The following is a 16,739-nucleotide window of genomic DNA, read 5'->3' on the forward strand; positions in this document are numbered from 1 at the left end:
GGGTGATGGGCGCAGCGAAGTAAAGGGGGAGGCGGCACCAGCCGCCGGAGGACATTCGCGGAGCCCATCACCCACCCCTGGGGCCCGAAGACCAAGGAGGCGCGAAATCAACCCCAAGGCGTCGGCTTGGGAATCTCACAAACCGGATCCACATCGATCGACTTGAAGTCCGCCGGAGAGACGATCTCTAGGTACTCCATATCGGGCGAGTAGTCGAACAGGTAGTGGCGGATGCCGGGTCGCTGGTGAACGCAGTCGCCGGCCTCCACCAGCGTCTCCTGGTCCTCGTACATGAAGCGGGCCCAGCCCTTGAGCATGATCACGATCTGGAAGTCCGCCTCGTGCCGGTGCCAGCCCGTGCCTTCCTCCGGCGGCAGATTCGCCTTCACCAGGTGCGCGATCACCTTGCCATGTGTCGCCTGGGCGATCCCCAGGTCGCGGTACAGGAAAAAATCGCGCAGGCCACCGCTCACGTAGTCACCTTCGTCGCCCTTGAGGTGGGAGAACAGGGTCGCGGTTCGATCAAGCATGGAACGCTCCTTTCTGGGGATGAACAGCAAGCATCTGCTGCGCTGCAGCACAAAGCACAAAATGTTCCTGTACCCCAGTGCCGCGCTCATGCACCAGACTGGGCCGCCGACGCACCAGCCTGCCTCAGGGATAATCACGCCCCTATGAGCGGCAACACCTTCGGCACCCTTTTTCGCGTCACCAACTTCGGTGAATCCCACGGCCCGGCCATTGGCTGCGTGATCGACGGCTGCCCGCCCGGCATGGCCCTCAGCGAAGCCGACATCCAGATCGAACTCGACCGCCGCCGCCCCGGTACCAGCAAATTCGTCACCCAGCGCAACGAACCCGACGCGGTCGAAATCCTCAGCGGTGTCTACGAAGGCAAGACCACCGGCACCCCCATTGCCCTGCTCATCCGCAACACCGACCAGCGCAGCAAGGACTACGGCAACATCCTGCAGACCTTCCGCCCCGGCCACGCCGACTACACCTACTGGCAGAAATACGGCATCCGCGACCCGCGCGGCGGCGGGCGCAGCTCGGCGCGCCTCACCGCACCCACCGTCGCCGCCGGCGCGGTCGCCCGCAAATGGCTCAAGGAACGCTACGGCACCACCTTCCGCGGCCACATGACCCACGTCGGCGAGCTGGCCATCCCGTTCGAGAGCTGGGACCACGTGCCCCACAACCCCTTCTTCGCCCCGGTGGCCGATGTGTCGGCCATCGAGACCTACATGAACGAGCTGCGCAAGAGCGGCGACTCCTGCGGCGCGCGCCTGCGCGTCACCGCGCAGGGCATGCCCGTGGGTCTGGGCCAGCCGCTGTACGACCGGCTCGACGCCGACATCGCCTACGCCATGCTCGGCCTCAACGCCGTCAAGGGCGTGGAGATCGGCGCCGGCTTCGCCAGCGTGGCACACCGCGGCAGCACGCACGGCGACAGCCTCACGCCCGAAGGCTTCAAGGGCAACAACGCCGGCGGCGTGCTCGGCGGCATCAGCACCGGGCAGGACCTGGAAGTCGCCATCGCGATCAAACCCACCAGCTCCATCCTGATCCCGCGCGAAACCATCGACACGGCCGGCCAGCCGACCGAAGTCATCACCAAGGGCCGCCACGACCCCTGCGTGGGCATCCGCGCCACCCCCATCGCCGAAGCCCTGCTGGCCCTGGTGGTGATGGACCACGCGCTGCTGCACCGCGCCCAGTGCGGCGACGTGCAGCTGCCCACGCCCGACATCGCGGCCCAGGCGCGCGGCTGAGCCGCCTTGGAGACCGATCCGCCGCCGGGCCGCCCCAAGGCGGATCAGCCCCCTCGGGGGGCAGCGACCCGCGCAGCGGTGGAGCGTGGGGGCCTTTTCCCATTTGCGGCGCTGTCCGCGAGCTACTTCGCGCACATCGGGTTCTTCAACCCCTACCTGCCGCTCTGGCTGAAAGAGCTGGGCTTCGGCCTGATCGCCATCAGCGTGCTGACCTCGGTGCAGTCGGCCACGCGCCTGTTCGCCCCCTACCTGTGGGGCTCGCTGAGCGACCGCACCGGCGAGCGCGTGCGCCTGCTGCGCTTTGGCGCCACCACCGCGCTGCTGCTCTCGCTGGGCCTGTGGTTCGACGGCGGTGGTGTGGTGCTGTTCGTGGTGCTGCTGCTCATGTTCAGCCACACCAGCGGCATGATGCCCATGAGCGAGGCGGCGCTCGCCCACCTGGTGAGCCACGGGGGCACGTTCGACGCGAAACGCTACGGCCGCGTGCGCCTGTGGGGCTCGCTGGGTTTTCTGGTCACGGTGGTCGCTGCGGGCCTGTGGTTCGAGCGCTTCGGCCTGGTGCACTTCCCGGCCTGGACGCTGGGCACGCTCGCCGCCGTGGCCGTCAGCGCCTGGCTGCTGCCCGACTTCCGCGAACCCGCCCACGCCACGCAGGAACCCCGGCCCGCGGTCTGGCCGGTGCTGCGCCAGCCGCCGGTGCGCTGGTTCTTCGCGGCGGTGTTTTTCCACGTGCTCGCGCACATCTTCATCTACGTCTTCTTTTCGCTCTACCTGGACTCGCTGGGCTACAGCAAGACGGTGATCGGCCTGATGTGGGCGCTGTCGGTGGTGATCGAGATCGGCTGGTTCTTCACCCAGGGCCGCTGGCTGCCGCTGTTCTCGCTCTCGGGCTGGCTGGTGCTGGCCGCCGCGCTCATGTCGCTGCGCATGGGCCTCACGGCGGGTTTCGCACTGGTGTGGCCGGTGCTGCTGCTGGCCCAGGCCCTGCACGCCATCACCTTCGCCGCGCACCACACGGTGTGCATCGCCATGCTGTCGCACCATTTCCCCGGTCGCCTGCGTGGGCGCGGCCAGGCGCTCTACACCGTGGTGGGCTACGGCCTGCCCGGTGTGGTGGGTGGGCTCAGCGGCGGCCTGCTGAGTTCGGCCTTCGGGCTGGCCAGCGTGTTCTGGCTCTCGGCCCTGCTGGCGCTGGTGGCCACCGCCTGCGCGCTGCGGGCGCGCCGCCTGAACGCCGCCCTGTCGCACGGGTGAAAGGGGCAACCCTTGCAACGGTCGTTTATCGAACGAAAGCGTGCGAACATCGAACAAATGAAGGGCCCAAACCCTGGTCATGCCGGTGGTTGACACCTAAAGTGCGGGGTGGTCCTGTTTTCAGATTCCGGAGTTGTCCATCCATGAGTGATTTCCTGCTCAACCCCCAGGAAGGCCGCGAGCCCCTGCAAGCCTCTTTCAGCGACGCGGCCAACCCGCTCGGCCTGGACGGCATCGAGTTCATCGAGTACGCCACCAGCAAGCCGCAGGCGCTGGGCCAGGTGCTGGAGATGATGGGCTTTCGCCCGGTGGCGCGCCACCGCTCGCGCGAGGTGCTGCTGTACCGCCAGGGCGGGCTCAATGTGGTGGTCAACGCCAACCCGGTGGACGCCAAGGGCGCCGCCCACGGCAGCGACGTGCCCTCGATCTCGGCCATGGCCCTGCGCGTGCGCGACGCGCGCGCGGCCTACCACTACGTGCTCGAGCGCGGCGCCTGGTCGGTGCCCACGCACGCCGAGGTGATGGAGCTCAACATCCCCGCCATCCATGGCGCGGGCGGCAGCCGCATCTACTTTGTGGACCGCTACAAGGACTTCTCGATCTACGACGTGGACTTCGTGCCGATTCCCTCGGTCGACCAGCACCCGCCGGCCACCGCCGGCATCCATTTCTTCGGCGTCGTGCAGTACATCGGCCCCGAGCGCAGCAACGACTGGATCGCGTTCTACGAAGAACTCTTCGGCACCGAGCTGATCCCCGACGAACAGCGCTTCGGCATCATGCCCAAGGGCACGCTGCTGCGCACGCCGGCGCTGGACCCGGCGCAGCGCTTCATGCTGCAGCTCATCGAACCCGAGATGCACGTGGTGGACGCCGACGAGCGCCTGCAGCGCATCGGCCTGGGCGTGCCCGATGTGCTGGCGGCGGTCAAGGCGCTGCGCGCCCTGGGCGTGGAGTTCGTCGAGACCCAGGCCGCGCACACCGAGCAGCGCGGCGCGATCAGCAAGACCTACCTGGGCTCGGTCGTGTTCGAGCTGGTGCACAGTGAGAAGGAGTGAGGCCATGAGCCCGACGCGCGCTTCCTCCGAGGCCATCAGCGGCTTCGGCATGGACACCATCACGCTGGCCGGCCCGCTCGAAGCGAAGCTGGCGGCGATGAAGGCCGCCGGCTTCTCGCAGGTGATGCTCAAGGCCAACGACCTGGTCGGCCACCCCGGCGGCCTGGGCGCGGCCGTGCAGGCCGTGAAGGACAGCGGCCTGCGCGGCACCGGCTTCCAGGTTCTGCGCGACTTCGAGGGCCTCTCGGGCCACCTGCACCACTACAAGGTGGACATCGCCAAGAGCATGCTCGAGATGTGCGCCGCGCTGGGCTGCAAGGTGCTGCTGGCGTGCTCGTCCACCTCGGCGCACGCCTCGCAGGACCTGGACCACATCGCGCGCGACCTGCGCAAGCTCGCCATGCTGGCGATTCCCTTCGGCATCCGCATCGCCTACGAAGGCCTGTCCTGGGGCCGCACGATCAACGAGTTCACCACCGCCTGGGACGTGGTCTGCCGCGCCGACTGCCCCAACCTGGGCATGGGCATCGACTCGTTCCACATCTTCGCGGCCAAGACCTCGCTGGAAGAGATCGACTACCTCGACCCCTCCAAGATCTTCCTGGTGCAGCTGGCCGACTTCATGTGGCAGGAGACCAAGACCTTCGAGGAGCGCATGACCACGGCGCGCACCTTCCGCGTGTTCCCCGGCGAAGGCGTGCACAGCGAGCAGCTGGCCGAGCTCGTGCTCAAGCTGGATGCGCTGGGCTACGAAGGCGACTACAGCTTCGAGGTGTTCAACGACGACTACCAGCAGATGCCGCTGCCGGTGGTGGCCGAGCGCGCGCGCCGTTCGGCGCTGTGGCTGGCCGAGGACGTGATGCGCCGCTCGATGCCGCTGCCCAACCAGATGCGCCTGAAAACCTTGCGCGCGTGATCAGCCGCGCCGCAGGCGCACGCCGAGCCAGCCGCACAGCGCAATGAGCCCGATGCCGGCCACCGTCCAGGCATCGGGCGCGTAGCCGAACACCACCCAGCCCGCCAGCGTGGCAAACGCGATCTGGGCGTACAGGTAGGGCGTGAGGCGCGAGGCCGGGGCGTGGTGGTAGGCCTGGATCAGCAGGTAGTGGCCGACCGAGCCGAACACCCCGAGCAGGCCCGCGAGCGCCCACAGTGTCCAGTCGGCCAGCGGGGCCCAGCTCCAGGGCAGCAGCAGCGAACAGCAGGCCAGGCCGAGCAGCCCGGTGTAGAAGTGCATGGTGCCCGGGTCTTCCGTGCGCACCATGCGGCTGGTGAGGATCTGGTAGGCCGCGTTCACGAGCACCAGCAGCAGGGGCAGCAGCATGGCGCCGTGGAAATCGCTCCCTTTGGGGCGGATCACGATCATCGCGCCGGCCAGGCCGCCGATCACCAGCGCCCAGGTCAGCGGGGGCACGGGTTCGCGCAGCATCAGCGCGGCCAGCAGCGTGACCGCCAGCGGCACCAGCATCATGATGGCGGTGAACTCGCCCACCGGCACATGGCGCAGGGCCAGGTAGGCCACGACGCTGGAGCCCAGCATCAGCACCCCACGGCCGAACTGCCAGCCCGGTGCGCGCGTGTGCAGCAGCGAGCGCCCGCGCTGCGGCCAGAGCAGCGCCGTGGTCATCAGGGTCTGGGTGAGGTAGCGCAGCCAGACCGCCATCACCACCGGCACGGCGGGGCCCACGTATTGGGAGGTGGTGTCCAGCAGCGCGAAGCACAGGGTCGCGCAGACCAGCAGCGCGATGCCCAGGGCCGTGCGCCGCGCAGATTCGGGTTGGGTCACGGGCGGTTCAATAACTCAGTTTCGCCACCGAGCGCAAGACCTCGGCGGTGGTGGTGGGCAGGCCGAAGAATTCCAGGTAGGCCGGGATCTGTTCGAACAACATGTCCGAGCCTACCTGAACCGGGCAGCCCCGCGCCCGCGCGGCCGACAGGAAGGCCGTCATCTCCGTCCTCATCACCACCTCGCCCACGAAGGTGCGCGCCTCCAGGCGGGTTACGTCCATCGGCAGCGGGTCGCCTTCGTTCATGCCCATGGGCGTGGCGTTGACCACCAGGTCCAGGCCGGCCGGGTCGTTGCTGCCGGTGCTGACCTCGATGGCCGGGTAGTGGGTCTTCAGGCGCTGGCCCAGGGCCTGGGCCGAGGCGGCGTTCACGTCGTACAGCGCGATGGCGCCGATGCCCGCGCCGGCCAGCGAGGCCGCGATGGCGCTGCCCACACCACCGCTGCCCACCACCAGCACGCGCGCGCCGTTCAGGTTCAAGCCCTTGCGCTGCACGCCGCGCACGAAGCCCGCGCCGTCGAACATGTCGCCCACCAGGCGGCCGTCGGCGGTGCGCTTGACGGCGTTGCATGCGCCGGCCACCTTCACCGTGGGCGTGACCTCGTCGATCAGACCCACTGTGGCCACCTTGTGCGGCATCGTGATCAGCGCCCCCCGGATGTTGGTGAGCGTGAACACCGACTTGAGAAAAGCCGGGTAGTCCGGCGGCTGGCAGCCCATCGGCACCACCACCGCGTTCACCCCCACCTGCTCGAAGTAGGGGTTGTAGATCATCGGCGACTTGAACGTGTGCGTCGGGTAGCCGATGTGGGCGATGAGTTCGGTGGTGCCGTTGATCATGGTCAGGCCTTCTTGGCGCGCGCGTGGCTCACCGCCGTACGCAGGCCCATCAGGTAGCTCTCGACGCCGAAGCCCGCGATCTGGCCCTGTGCGATCTCGGCCAGCACCGAGTGGTGGCGGAACGCCTCGCGCGCATGGATGTTGGACATGTGCACTTCGATGATCGGGCAGGGCAGGATCGCGAGCGCGTCGCGGATGCCGTAGCTGTAGTGCGTCCAGGCGCCGGCATTGATCATCACCGCGTCCACCTTGTCGAAGAAGGCCTGGTGGATGCGCTCGCACATCGCGCCTTCGAAGTTGGTCTGGAAGGCCTCGACCTCCACGCCCAGTTCCTTGCCCAGCGTGCTCACCTGCTCGTTGATCTGGTCCAGCGTGATGGTCCCGTACTGCTTGGGGTCGCGCTTGCCGAACATGTTGAGGTTGATGCCGTGCAGCATGAGAACTTTCATCGTCGCTCCAGAAGATGGGATGTTGAAAAAAAGAAAAAAGGTCAGGCCAGTTCGACCGTGCGGCCGCTGGCGGCCGCTTCGGCGATGGCCTCGGTGACGCGCAGATTGTCCAGCCCGTCGCGCGCGCTCACCAGCGGGCGGGCCTCGCCGCGCACCACGGCACCGAAGTGCTCCATCTGGTGTTTCAGCGGGTCGTCGCGCACCAGGCCCACTGTACCGACCTCGAAAGGCTTCCACCACGAGCGCTCGTCGTCGCCAGGGTAGGTCTTGAGCCGCATGGTCGGCACCGAGAGGCTGCCGTGGGTGCCTGCGATCACGTAGCAGTCCTCGTCCGCGTAACTCGGGTAGGCCGGGTTCTCCTGCGAGGTCTGCTCCCAGCTGCGCGGGCAGGCCGCGGTGTCCGAGAGCATGAAGCTGCCGAGCACGCCGTTGGCAAAGCGCAGGTTGATGGCCACCGTGTCCTCCACCGGGAAGCCGCGCGTGGCGTGCGACTTGAAGGCCTGCACCGCCGCGATGTCGCCGCACAGCATGCGCAGGTTGTGCACCTCGTGGATCATGTTCAGCAGGATCGGCCCGCCGCCGATCTCGCGGCGCCAGGGGCCGTCGGCGAAATAGCGCTCGGGTTTGTAGAAGGTGGCGCTGCCCATCACACTCACCAGCCGGCCCAGCTGGCCCGAGGCCACCACCTGGCGCGCCTTGGCCATGATGGGGCTGTGGGCCCGGTGGTGGCCGATCAGCACCGGTGCGCCGGTCTTCTCCACCTCGTCCACCAGCTGCCGGCCTTCGGCCACGGTGGTGGCGATGGGCTTTTCCAGCAACACCGGCAGGCCCGTCGCGATGCACTGCAGCGCCTGCGGCACGTGCAGCGCGTTGGGCGTGGCCAGCACCAGGCCGTCGGGCCGGTGCTCGCTCGCCAGCAAGGCCTCGATGGACGGGTACAGCGGCACGCCGGCCTGCTGCGCCACCGCCTGCGCGGCTGGCGATGGGTCCACCACCGCGCTCAGCGTGCAACGGTCGCCGGCCTGCGCCACGCCCATGTGGGCCTGGCCGATGTAGCCGGCACCGGCCACGGCGATGCGGGTCTTGCTCATGGGCCGCGGCGAGGGTGGGTTTACTTGTTGCGGACCTTGGCGAGCTCGGCCTGCAGGCTTTGCACGGTTTCCTGGCCCACGGCCACGGCGAACTTGGCGATCACCGGGCGCAGCTTGTCGCGCAGCTTGTCGGTCTCGGCGGGCGAGAGCTCGGTCACCTGCATGCCGCCCTTCTTCATGTTGTCCAGCGCCGCCGCCACCTGGCCGCGCGCCTGCTCACGCTGGTACTTGGCCGATTCCTGCGCCGCGTCGGCCACGATCTTCTTCTGCGCCGCGTCCAGCGTGTCCCAGAACTTCTTGCTGATGATCACCGACTGCGGGTTGTACTGGTGGTTGCTCAGCACCACGTACTTCTGCACCTCGTAGAACTTGTTGGCGTTGATCACCGTGACCGGGTTCTCCTGGCCGTCGATCGCCTTCTGCTCCAGCGCCGCGTACACCTCGGGGAAGGGCAGGGGCGTGGGGTTGGCGCCCAGGGCCTTGACCCAGTCCACGTTGATCGGGTTCGGGATCACGCGCAGCTTCAGGCCTTCCAGGTCTTCCAGCTTGGTGATGGGGCGCTTGCTGTTGGTGATGTTGCGAAAGCCCAGTTCGTAGTACGCCAGGCCGATCAGGCCTTTTTCCTGCAGCTTGTCGTGCAGTTTCTTGCCGAAGGGGCCGTCGACCACGGCATCGGCTTCCTTCGTGTTGGCGAACATGAAGGGGAAGTCGTAGATCGCGAACTCCTTCACCTGGCTGGCGAAGATGCCGGAGTTCATCGAGGCCATCTCCAGCGTGCCGCCCTGGATGGCCGACACGTTGGCCTGGTCGCTGCCCAGCGTGCCGCCGGGGAAGAGGTTGACCTTGATCTTGCCGCCGGACTTGGCCGCGACCAGCTCCGCGAACTTCTCCATGCCCATCACGATCGGGTGGCCCTTGGGGTTCTGGGTCGCGAACTTGATGGTCTTGTCCTGCGCGTGCACGGCGCCGAAGGCGGTCACCGCGAGGGCGGCGACGAGGGTCTTGAGCATCAGGCGTTTCATGTTGTCTCCAAAGAAAAGATGGGCAGTACGCTGAGATCCGGGGGCCCGGCCTGCGGCGTACCACGCACAGACCGGGTCATGAAAAAAACGAGGTCAGTTGCCGATCAGCCAGCGCGCCGGCACCATGACCAGCGAGGGGAACAGCACCAGCAGGAACATCACCGCGAACTGCACCAGCATGAAGGGCATCACGCCGCGCGTGACGTCGTCCATGCGCATGCGGCCCACGCCGGCCACGGTGTTGAGCACGGTGCCCACCGGCGGCGTCACCAGGCCGATGGAGTTGTTGATGATGAACAGCACGCCGAAGTACACCGGGTCGATGCCGGCGGCTTTCACCAGGGGCATCAGCACCGGGGTGAGGATCAGGATGGTGGGCGTCATGTCCATCGCCGTGCCCACCGCGATCACCAGCAGCATGATGGCGAACATCAGCAGCATCGGGCTGTCCAGCAGCGGCTGCAGCAGCGCAACGATCTGGTCGGGCAATTGCGCCACCGTGATCAGCCAGGCCGAGACCATGGCCGCGGCCACCAGGAACATGATCACCGCCGTGGTCTTGGCCGCGTTCAGGAACACTTCGTAGAGCTGCTTGACCGTCAGCTCGCGGTAGATCACGCCGGCCACGAAGAGGGCGTAGACGGCGGCCACCACGGCCGCTTCGGTCGGCGTGAACACGCCCATGCGCAGGCCCACCAGGATGATCAGCGGCAGCATCAGCGCCCAGCCCGCGCTGCGCATGGCGGCGATCACCTCGCGCGCCGACTTGCGCGGCGGCGGCTCCAGCTTTTCGCGCCGCGTGGTCCACCACCAGGTGGCCCACAGGCCGGCCGCCAGCAGGATGCCGGGGAAGATGCCCGCGAGGAACAGCTTGGAGATCGACACGTTGGCCGCCACGCCGAAGATCACGAAGCCGATCGAGGGTGGGATGATCGGGCCGATCACGCCGCAGGCCGCGATCAGGCCGCCGCTGCGCGCCTTGTCGTGGCCGGCCTTGACCATCATCGGCAGCAGCAGGGCCGTCAACGCGGCCGCGTCGGCCACGGCCGAACCGGAGAGCGCGGACAGCAGGCAGGCCGCGACGATGGTCACGTAGCCCAGGCCGCCGCGCACATGGCCCACCAGTGCCATCGCGAAGTTCACGATGCGCCTGGACAGGCCGCCGGTGTTCATGATCTCGCCGGCCAGCATGAAGAAGGGCACGGCCAGCAGGGGGAAGCTGTTCGCACCCTCGGTCAGGTTCTGGGCCAGGATCTGGGCGTCGAACATGCCCATGTGCCACATGAGGCCGACACCGCTGAGGAGCAGCGCGAAGGAAATGGGCACCCCGATGGCCATGGCGGCCAGCAAAGTACCGAGGAAGATGGCAATGGTCATGACGGTCTTCCGGTGCGTTCAGGGTTGGGGGCTGCCGGGGGTGCCGGGAGGCGGCACGTCTTCGGATTCGCGGATGCCGATCAGCTCGTCCTCGCTCATCTGGCCTGCCAGCAGGCGCCACAGGTTCAGCAGCAGGATGGGCGCGGCCAGCACGGCGAACACCATGCCGCTGGCGTAGAAGTAGGCCATCGAGGTCTCCATCACCGCGCTGGTGGAGTCCCAGTTGATCTTCACCTGCTCCCACGCGCCCTGGTAGATCAGCCAGCACACGTACAGCATCAGTCCCAGGCTCGCGGCCAGGCACAGCTTGCGGCCCAGCACCGGCAGGCGCGAGATCAGCGAGTCGGTGCCGAGGTGGGCGCGTTCGTTCAGCGCCACCACGGCGCCGAGGAAGGTCATCCACACGAACAGCCAGCGCGACAGCTCTTCGGACAGGGTGATGCCTGAGTTGAAGCCATAGCGCATCAGCACGTTGCCAAACACCATGACCACCATGCAGGCGAGGAAGAGCACCATCAGCCAGGCGAGCAGCCGACAGTAGGTGTTGATGAGGTTCTGGATCACGCAGGTCTCCTGAATCGTTCGTTTGATTTGTTAATGTACGAACTGGTTAGTTTTCCACGTATCGGTAGTTACCCTAGGTCGGCCAACCGGCCGTCGGGCGGTGGGGCGCCTCAGGCGCGCACGTAGCGCAGCACCATCTCGGTGATGGCGGTGCGGCGCGCGGCCGCAACCTTCGGGTCGGTCAGGTCGCGCTTGAAGATCAGGCCGAAGGTGTGGCGGTTGGACACATTGAAGAACGTGAGCGCCGAGATGGAGGCGTGGATGTCGATCGCATCCAGCCCCGGGCGGAACACGCCCGAGGCCACGCCGCGTTCGTAGAGCTGGCGGATGGCCGAGATCGCCGGCACATTCAATTGCTGGATCGAGTGGCTCTGCGCCAGGAACTGGCCCCGGTTCATGTTTTCCGAGATCACCAGCCGGATGTAGTTCTCGTTGCTGGCGTGGTGGTCGAAGGTGAACTCCACCAGCTTTCGCAGCGCGGCAACGGGTTCGAGGTCCTCCAGGTGCTGCTGGCTCTCGATCTCCCGCATGCGGCGGTACGACTCTTCCAGTGCGGCCAGGTACAGGCCCTCCTTGCTCTGGAAGTAGTAGTAGATCATGCGCTTGCTGGTCTGCGTGGCCGCCGCGATCTCGTCGATGCGCGCACCCGCCAGCCCCTTTTCCGCGAACTCGGCCAGGGCCACCTCCATGATGTTGGCCATGGTCCGCTCCGGGTCGTTGGTGCGGGTGGTTTCCTTGACCGGCGCCGCGCTGCGCGCGCCCCGACGACGGGAATGTACCGTTTCGTTCATTTGCGCAGTATAGGCCGGGGTGGCCTTGCGCGCAGCCTCAGGGCATGGGCGGGTTGCGCCGCAGCGGGTTGAACCCTGTCACCAGCGCCGAGGCCAGCAGCACCAGTGCGCCACCCACGAAGATGCCCGACGACAGCGCCTCGCCCAGGAACAGGTGGCCCCAGGTCACGCCGAACACCGGGATCATGAACACCGGGCTCATCGCCGCCACCGGCGTCACGTGCCGGATGATGCGCAGGTGCGCCCAATAGGCCAGGCCCGAGGTGACCACGCCCATCACCAGCACCGCAGCCATGCCCGTGGGCGTGAACGTGGCCTGCGGCCAGGCCCACAGCGTGCCCGGCAGCACCAGCACCATCGCCCCCGCGTGGATGCCTGCGGCGATCGCCAGCGGCTGCATGCGCGTGGTGGCGCGCTTCATCAGCGGCGTGGAACAGCCGTAACACGCCGCCGCCAGCACGCAGGCCAGCGCCGCCGCGATCGTGGCCGCGTCGGGCTGCACCGGGCCCAGCCGCACGATCAGGCCCACCCCGATGAAGCCGCACACGCAGCCCAGCAGCTTGCGCGCCGTGAGCGTGTCTTCCTTGAACCAGCTCGAGGCCAGCGTGCCGAACAGCACCGCCGTGGTGTTGAGCAGCGCGCTGTAGCCCGCCGGCAGCCGCAGACCGGCCCAGGCGTAGAGCAGAAAGGGCACCGCCACCGAGAGCCCGCCCATCAACAGCAGCTCGCGCCAGTAGCGCCATGGCCAGGCCTGCTTCAGGCCTCGCATGATCAGCGCCAGCGTGAGCCCGGCCAGTGCCACGCGGCAACCCGCCAGCACCAGCGGACCTATCTCCGGCACCGCCACACGGATGAACAGGAACGATGCGCCCCAGAGCGCCGACAGGCCGACCAGCTGAAGGAAGTGGCGGGGCCTCAAACGAGCGGCACGGTGAGCCCGCGCACCACGGCCTTCGTGTCCGGGCGCACGCCGCGCCACCACAGGAAGGCTTCCGCCGCCTGCTCCACCAGCATGCCCACGCCATCGGCCACGCGCTCCACGCCCGCCGCCTTCGCCTGCCGCAGGAAGGGCGTGAGGCCCTTGCCGTAGACCATGTCGTAGGCCAGCGCGCCGGGGGCGAACAGACCATCCGGCAGCGGCAGCGTCTCCTGAGAAAGCCCGGTGGAGGTGGCGTTGATCACCACGTCGAAGCGATGCCCCAGCAGCGTCTCGTAGCCGCCGGTCTGCAGCGGCACGTGGGCCGCGAAATCGTGGCGCAGCCCGTGCGCCTTCTCGGGCGTGCGGTTGGCCACCGCCAGCAGGGCCGGCTGCTCCGCCGCGATCGGCAGCAGCGCGCCGCGCGTGGCACCGCCCGCCCCCAGCAGCAGCACGCGCTTGCCCTTGAGCGGCACGCCCAGGTTCTGCTGCAGGTCGTTCACCAGGCCCACGCCGTCGAAGTTGTCGGCGAGGATGCGCTCGCCCTCGAACTTCAGGCAGTTGGCCGCGCCGGCCAGCCGGGCGCGCTCGCTCGGCTCGGTGGCGATCTCGAACGCCTGCAGCTTGAACGGCAGGCTCACGTTCAGCCCGCGCCCGCCGCCCGCCCGAAAGCCCAGCACCGTCTCTGAAAAACCGTCCAGCGGTGTCTCGATGGCGGTGTAGCCCAGGTCCTGCCCGGTGCTGCGGGCGAACTCGGTGTGGATCCAGGGCGATTTGCTGTGGCCAATGGGGTGGCCGAGAACGGCGTAGCGGTCGGTCATGGGACGAGGCAGGGTTGAGAAAGCAACATTGTGGCGCAAGCCCCTGAACCGGCCACGGGCATGGCCGTCGGCCTACCATGGCGCCCATGAACACCACCCCCCTCAAGATCGATTTCGTGTCCGACGTGTCCTGCCCCTGGTGCGCCGTGGGCCTGGGCGCGCTCGAAGAAGCCCTGCAGAAACTCCAGGGCGACGTGGCCGCCGACCTGCACTTCCAGCCCTTCGAGCTCAACCCCCAGATGGGCCCCGAAGGCCAGGACATCGGCGAACACCTCGCCGAGAAATACGGCTCCACGGCCGAACAGCAGGCGCAGATCCGCAACACCATCCGCGCGCGCGGCGCCGAGGTGGGCTTTGCCTTCAACCCCGAAGGCCGGGGTCGCATCTGGAACACCTTCGACGCCCACCGCCTGCTGCACTGGGCCGGCGAGGAAGGTGCGCCCGGCCAACAGCACGCGCTGAAGAAAGCGCTCATGGCCGCCTGCCACACCCGCAGCGAAGCCATGGGCCACCACGACGTGCTGCTCGGCTGCGTGCGCGAAGCGGGGCTGGACGAAACGCGGGCCAAAGCCATCCTGGCGAGCGACGAATTCGCCAACGACGTGCGCGAGCGCGAAGCCTTCTACACCAGCCACGGCATCCGCTCCGTGCCGGCCGTCATCATCAACGACAAGCACCTCATCTCCGGCGGCCAGCCGGCGGCGGTGTTCGAGCAGGCCTTGCGGCAGATCGCGGCCGAATAAGCCCAGGCTTCAGTACAGCCGGATCGCCACGTCGAAGTGCCAGGTGCGGCGGATCTCCACCACGTCGTACTGGCGCGACAGCGCGGGTGAAAACGCCGGGTAGTTCGCCAGGCTCTGGATGATGCGGGTCACCGCCTCGTCGATCGCCGGCACGCCGCTGGTGCGCACGAAGGTGATCGACTCCACCGAGCCGTCGGCGCGGATCGCCACCGTCACCACCGGGTTGGTGTGCGGCAGCTTCACCGCCTCGCGCACCATCTCGAAGGTGTTGCTGTTCAGCTGGATCTTGCGCGCCCAGGTCTCGGCGTAGCGCACCAGCTCTTCGTTGTTGTCCACCAGCCCGAACAGGCGGCCCCGGCGCAGCGGGCTGCCCTGCGGGTCGCGCAGCGCCGCCGCGTCGGCCGCGTCGCGCCGGGCGCGTTCCTCGTCCAGTTGGCGGCCGATCGCGCGCAGGCGCTCTTCGCGCTTGGCCTCGTGCTCCGCGCGCTCGGCCGCCAGGCGCGCGGCCTCGGTGCGGCCGGCGTCCTGAGCGGCAGCCTGTTGCGCCGCCTGTTGAGCAGCGGCTTGCTGTTGTGCGGCGGCTTGTGCCGCAGCCGCCTGGCGTTCGCCTTCCTGCCGCGCTGCCTCGGCCGCCCGGGCGGCGGCTTTCTGCTGGGCTGCCGCCTGTTGCGCGGCGGCCGCTTGCGCTGCCGCTGCTGCGGCCTGCTGAGCGGCGGCTTGCTGTGCCGCCGCTTGCCGTTCGGCATCGAGCCGCGCGGCCTCGGCCCGGGCGGCTTCCTGGCGTGCGGCCTCCTGCGCGGCCAACTGCTGCGCGGCAGCGCGCTGAGCCGCAGCTTGCCGCTCCGCCTCCAGCCGGGCGGTTTCGAGGCGCGCTGCCTCCTGGCGCGCGGCTTCTTGTTGAGCCGCCGCGGCCGCCTGCTGTGCCGCCAACTGGCGTTCGGCCTCCAGTCGGGCCGCTTCGACGCGGGCGGCTTCTGTCCGCGCCGCTTCCTGTTGCGCTGCGGCCTGTCGTTGAGCCTCCAGGCGCGCGGCCTCGGCCCGTGCCGCTTCCTGGCGCGCGATCTCCTCGCGCCGCTGGGCTTCCTGCTGAGCGGCTGCCTGTTGTTGCTGCTGCGTTGTTTCCCGCTGCGCCGCCGCCTGGCGCTCGGCGGCCTGCCGGGCCGCTTCTGCCCGGGCGCTTTCCTGGCGAGCGGCTTCCTGCCGTGCGGCCTCTTGCTGCGCCGCTGCTGCCGTCGCCCGCGCCGCCGCTGCCTGCCGTTCGGCGGCCTCGCGCTTGGCCGCTTCGGCCTGCGCGGCGGCTTCGCGGCGCGCGGCCTCTTCGCGGGCGGTGGCCTGGCGTTCGGCCTCCTGGCGTTCCACCTCCAGCCGCGCGATTTCCACCCGCGCCGCTTCGCGCTCGGCTTCCTGCCGGGCCGCTTCTTCCTGGCGTGCAGCGGCTTGCGCGCGCTCCGCCTCCAGCCGCGCCATCTCGAAGCGCTTCGCTTCCTGGCGTTCAGCCTCCTGGCGTTGCTGCAGCTGGGCTTCCTGTTCGGCGCGCTCGCGCAAGGCCCGCTCGGCGGCGGCCGCCTGTTCGCGTTGCTCACGTTGTTCGCGGTCGATCTCCGCTGCATCGCGCGGCGGCGGCATGGCGGCCTCCAGGCGCGGCGGCGTCGGGGCTGCCGCGACCACGACGGGCGCCGGTGCCACCACGGGCGCAGGGGCTGGCGGGGGAGCCGCCGCCACCGGTGCTGCGGGTGCGGGAGGCGCGGGTGCAGGGGCCTCTGAGCTTTCAGGGGCGGCCGGTGGCGGCGCTTCGGCCACGGCCACCGGGGACGCCGGCTGAGCCACGGCGGGCGCGGGGGTGCTGCTGCGCGCTGGGGCAGCGCCCCCCACGGGTTGCCCGCCTGGGGCTTGCGCCACAGGCAAGGGGGTGGCGGGCGTGGGTGCGCTGGCCGGCTGCGCCGGGCCCAGCACCACATGGAGCGTGGGCACCTCGGCCCGCCGCTCCTGCCAGGGGAAGCCGAAACCCGGCAGACCCATGCCCTGGCCGCCAAAAGTCAGGCTGAGCAGCAGGGCGTGAAAGACCAGGGAATACGTAAGCGCCAGCGCCATGCGCCGGCGTTCCGGGTCCATGCCCGCCCACAGGCCACGGGCGGTGCTTGCCGTGGCCAGCGAGGGTCCCGCCGGCATCGGGCGAGAAGAGGGGGGTGGCGCGGGCATGGGGCCGATTGTCGTATCCAAACCGGTGGCCCCGGGGCGACGTATCTCACGC

Annotated in this window: 17 protein-coding genes; 5 read left to right on the top strand and 12 right to left on the bottom strand. The window is 68.8% G+C overall.

Annotated features, from left to right (window positions below):
- Positions 1–107: 107 nt before the first annotated feature.
- Complete coding sequence (locus AC07ZS_RS17900; protein ID WP_494799877.1) at positions 108–530, bottom strand: cupin domain-containing protein; 423 nt, start codon at positions 528–530, stop codon at positions 108–110.
- Between the two features lie 144 nt (positions 531–674).
- Here AC07ZS_RS17900 and aroC point away from each other — a divergent pair, with 144 nt between their 5' ends.
- The 4 genes from aroC to AC07ZS_RS17920 all read left to right on the top strand — a co-directional run bounded on the left by aroC (position 675) and on the right by AC07ZS_RS17920 (position 5,003).
- A complete protein-coding gene (aroC, locus tag AC07ZS_RS17905) occupies positions 675–1,775 on the top strand; it encodes a chorismate synthase (protein WP_494799878.1) in 1,101 nt (366 codons plus the stop codon).
- A 78-nt stretch (positions 1,776–1,853) separates the two neighbouring features.
- Complete coding sequence (locus AC07ZS_RS17910; RefSeq protein ID WP_494799931.1) at positions 1,854–3,029, top strand: MFS transporter; 1,176 nt, start codon at positions 1,854–1,856, stop codon at positions 3,027–3,029.
- Between the two features lie 143 nt (positions 3,030–3,172).
- The gene (locus AC07ZS_RS17915) at positions 3,173–4,087 is read left to right on the top strand and encodes a 4-hydroxyphenylpyruvate dioxygenase (protein ID WP_494799879.1); all 915 of its coding nucleotides are present in this window, start codon (positions 3,173–3,175) and stop codon (positions 4,085–4,087) included.
- Between the two features lie 4 nt (positions 4,088–4,091).
- Positions 4,092–5,003, top strand: a complete 912-nt coding sequence (locus AC07ZS_RS17920; RefSeq protein WP_494799880.1) for a sugar phosphate isomerase/epimerase family protein — start codon at positions 4,092–4,094, stop codon at positions 5,001–5,003.
- On the opposite strand, the gene AC07ZS_RS17925 is transcribed toward AC07ZS_RS17920, so the two are convergent.
- From AC07ZS_RS17925 to aroE, 10 genes are all read right to left on the bottom strand, one after another.
- Entirely contained in the window at positions 5,004–5,873 is an 870-nt protein-coding gene (locus AC07ZS_RS17925; RefSeq protein ID WP_494799881.1) for a DMT family transporter, read from the bottom strand.
- A 7-nt stretch (positions 5,874–5,880) separates the two neighbouring features.
- Positions 5,881–6,714: a shikimate dehydrogenase family protein gene (locus AC07ZS_RS17930; protein WP_494799882.1), complete on the bottom strand. Its 834-nt coding sequence runs from the start codon at positions 6,712–6,714 to the stop codon at positions 5,881–5,883.
- Between the two features lie 2 nt (positions 6,715–6,716).
- Positions 6,717–7,163, bottom strand: a complete 447-nt coding sequence (gene aroQ, locus AC07ZS_RS17935) for a type II 3-dehydroquinate dehydratase (RefSeq protein ID WP_494799883.1) — start codon at positions 7,161–7,163, stop codon at positions 6,717–6,719.
- Between the two features lie 41 nt (positions 7,164–7,204).
- Entirely contained in the window at positions 7,205–8,254 is a 1,050-nt protein-coding gene (locus AC07ZS_RS17940) for a Gfo/Idh/MocA family protein (protein WP_494799884.1), read from the bottom strand.
- 20 nt (positions 8,255–8,274) lie between these two features.
- Positions 8,275–9,276, bottom strand: a complete 1,002-nt coding sequence (locus tag AC07ZS_RS17945; protein ID WP_494799885.1) for a TRAP transporter substrate-binding protein — start codon at positions 9,274–9,276, stop codon at positions 8,275–8,277.
- A 93-nt stretch (positions 9,277–9,369) separates the two neighbouring features.
- The gene (locus AC07ZS_RS17950) at positions 9,370–10,653 is read right to left on the bottom strand and encodes a TRAP transporter large permease (protein WP_494799886.1); all 1,284 of its coding nucleotides are present in this window, start codon (positions 10,651–10,653) and stop codon (positions 9,370–9,372) included.
- A gap of 18 nt (positions 10,654–10,671) precedes the next feature.
- A complete protein-coding gene (locus AC07ZS_RS17955) occupies positions 10,672–11,217 on the bottom strand; it encodes a TRAP transporter small permease (protein ID WP_494799887.1) in 546 nt (181 codons plus the stop codon).
- A gap of 110 nt (positions 11,218–11,327) precedes the next feature.
- Positions 11,328–12,008 (bottom strand): TetR/AcrR family transcriptional regulator, encoded by a 681-nt coding sequence (locus tag AC07ZS_RS17960; protein ID WP_494799888.1) that lies wholly within the window; start codon positions 12,006–12,008, stop codon positions 11,328–11,330.
- 37 nt (positions 12,009–12,045) lie between these two features.
- Positions 12,046–12,927 (bottom strand): DMT family transporter, encoded by an 882-nt coding sequence (locus tag AC07ZS_RS17965; RefSeq protein ID WP_494799889.1) that lies wholly within the window; start codon positions 12,925–12,927, stop codon positions 12,046–12,048.
- A complete protein-coding gene (gene aroE / locus AC07ZS_RS17970) occupies positions 12,924–13,745 on the bottom strand; it encodes a shikimate dehydrogenase (RefSeq protein ID WP_494799890.1) in 822 nt (273 codons plus the stop codon). Before aroE ends, AC07ZS_RS17965 begins: the two co-directional genes overlap by 4 nt.
- Before the next feature lie 86 nt (positions 13,746–13,831).
- On the opposite strand from aroE, the gene AC07ZS_RS17975 reads away from it, so the two are divergent.
- Positions 13,832–14,488 (top strand): DsbA family oxidoreductase, encoded by a 657-nt coding sequence (locus AC07ZS_RS17975; protein ID WP_494799891.1) that lies wholly within the window; start codon positions 13,832–13,834, stop codon positions 14,486–14,488.
- A 9-nt stretch (positions 14,489–14,497) separates the two neighbouring features.
- Here the strand turns inward: AC07ZS_RS17975 and AC07ZS_RS17980 are convergent, their stop codons facing one another.
- Complete coding sequence (locus tag AC07ZS_RS17980) at positions 14,498–16,687, bottom strand: TonB C-terminal domain-containing protein (protein ID WP_494799892.1); 2,190 nt, start codon at positions 16,685–16,687, stop codon at positions 14,498–14,500.
- Positions 16,688–16,739 lie beyond the last annotated feature (52 nt).

It is taken from the genome of Hydrogenophaga sp. GW456-12-10-14-TSB4, from assembly GCF_059424305.1.

Excerpts from the sequence above, each read along its gene's own strand:
- aroQ (WP_494799883.1), bottom strand. The coding sequence starts at position 7,163 with ATGAAAGTTCTCATGCTGCACGGCATCAACCTCAACATGTTCGGCAAG.
- AC07ZS_RS17950 (WP_494799886.1), bottom strand. The coding sequence starts at position 10,653 with ATGACCATTGCCATCTTCCTCGGTACTTTGCTGGCCGCCATGGCCATC.
- AC07ZS_RS17960 (WP_494799888.1), bottom strand. The coding sequence starts at position 12,008 with ATGAACGAAACGGTACATTCCCGTCGTCGGGGCGCGCGCAGCGCGGCG.
- AC07ZS_RS17980 (WP_494799892.1), bottom strand. The coding sequence starts at position 16,687 with ATGCCCGCGCCACCCCCCTCTTCTCGCCCGATGCCGGCGGGACCCTCG.
- AC07ZS_RS17945 (WP_494799885.1), bottom strand. The coding sequence starts at position 9,276 with ATGAAACGCCTGATGCTCAAGACCCTCGTCGCCGCCCTCGCGGTGACC.
- aroE (WP_494799890.1), bottom strand. The coding sequence starts at position 13,745 with ATGACCGACCGCTACGCCGTTCTCGGCCACCCCATTGGCCACAGCAAA.
- AC07ZS_RS17900 (WP_494799877.1), bottom strand. The coding sequence starts at position 530 with ATGCTTGATCGAACCGCGACCCTGTTCTCCCACCTCAAGGGCGACGAA.
- aroC (WP_494799878.1), top strand. The coding sequence starts at position 675 with ATGAGCGGCAACACCTTCGGCACCCTTTTTCGCGTCACCAACTTCGGT.
- AC07ZS_RS17940 (WP_494799884.1), bottom strand. The coding sequence starts at position 8,254 with ATGAGCAAGACCCGCATCGCCGTGGCCGGTGCCGGCTACATCGGCCAG.
- AC07ZS_RS17915 (WP_494799879.1), top strand. The coding sequence starts at position 3,173 with ATGAGTGATTTCCTGCTCAACCCCCAGGAAGGCCGCGAGCCCCTGCAA.
- AC07ZS_RS17920 (WP_494799880.1), top strand. The coding sequence starts at position 4,092 with ATGAGCCCGACGCGCGCTTCCTCCGAGGCCATCAGCGGCTTCGGCATG.
- AC07ZS_RS17975 (WP_494799891.1), top strand. The coding sequence starts at position 13,832 with ATGAACACCACCCCCCTCAAGATCGATTTCGTGTCCGACGTGTCCTGC.
- AC07ZS_RS17930 (WP_494799882.1), bottom strand. The coding sequence starts at position 6,714 with ATGATCAACGGCACCACCGAACTCATCGCCCACATCGGCTACCCGACG.